Source organism: Paraburkholderia sp. RL18-085-BIA-A, assembly GCF_046027075.1.
GTDB lineage: Bacteria > Pseudomonadota > Gammaproteobacteria > Burkholderiales > Burkholderiaceae > Paraburkholderia.
The window spans coordinates 1-1,202 of record NZ_JARESU010000447.1 but is presented as its reverse complement, the minus strand read 5'-3'; the positions used below and the strand labels follow the sequence as shown (position 1 = coordinate 1,202).

At 60.5% G+C, this 1,202-nt stretch carries 1 protein-coding gene; it reads right to left on the bottom strand.

Translation table 11 applies throughout. From position 1 onward, the window contains the following. A partial coding sequence (locus P0D89_RS53145) for an AMP-binding protein (protein WP_408379666.1) occupies positions 1 to 1,202 on the bottom strand: 1,202 nt, incomplete at both ends.

Here is a 1,202-nt window from a genome sequence, read left to right as displayed (position 1 = left end):
ACGTCTTTGCTGCGATCAGTGATTTGCATGAAGCCATCGGCATCGATGGTCGCAACATCGCCGGTCGGAAACCATGCTTGTCCCTCGTCATCGAGCCGCAGCGGACTATCCCCTTCGTTTCTGAAGTAGTCGCGCACCACCGATGGCCCACGCACCAGCAGGTCACCAGAGGTCGTGCCGTCCCAAGGCAACTCGATCCCGTCCGCGCCAACGATCTTCATGTCGACGCCAAACACCACACGGCCCTGTTTGGATTGCACGGCATCACGCTCTTCCTGGGACATCCCGATATGCCTGGCCTTCATGGTGCCGACGGTGCCGATAGGGCTCAGTTCAGTCATCCCCCAGGCGTGCAATACCGATACGCCATATGTTTCCTGGAACTTGCGCAGCATGGCCGGGGTACAGGCCGCGCCACCAATGATGGTGCGTCTCATGCTCGAGAATGGCTGGCCTGTTTCCTCAACATGACCAAGCAGGCCTTGCCAGACAGTCGGAACGCCAGCGGAGAGCGTAACCTGTTCGGCTTCGAGCAGGTCATACAGCGATTTGCCGTCCAGCGCCGGCCCGGGGAATACAAGTTTGGCCCCCACCATGCACGCGATGTACGGAAGTCCCCACGCGTTCACATGGAACATCGGCACGACGGGCAGGATCACGTCGCGCGCCGAACAGTTCAGGGCATCAGGCAGCGCCGCCGCATAGGTGTGCAGCATCGATGAGCGATGGCTGTACAGGGCTCCTTTCGGGTTGCCCGTCGTGCCAGAGGTGTAGCAGAGCGTACTGGCGGCGTCCTCGTCGAGAACCGGCCAGGAGTAGTCGGACGAACACTGCTCGATCACGTCTTCATAGCACAGCAGGTTGTCAATGCCGGCATCTTTCGGCATGTGGGCGTGATCGGTCATGGCGATAAACGCCTTGACCGTCTCGCAGCGGCCGGCGATGGCCTTGATCAACGGCAGGAAGGTCAGGTCGAAGAAGATGAACTGGTCTTCGGCATGATTCGCGATGTAAGCGACCTGGTCTTCATGCAGGCGAGGGTTGATGGTATGCAGAACGGCACCCATACCGGAGACGCCGTAATACAACTCCAGGTGACGGTAGCCATTCCATGCCAGCGTGCCGATCCGGTCGGAGGGTTTGACGCCGAGGCTGGTCAGCGCGTTGGCCATCTGGCGCGCGCGACGGTGGCAGTCACGGAA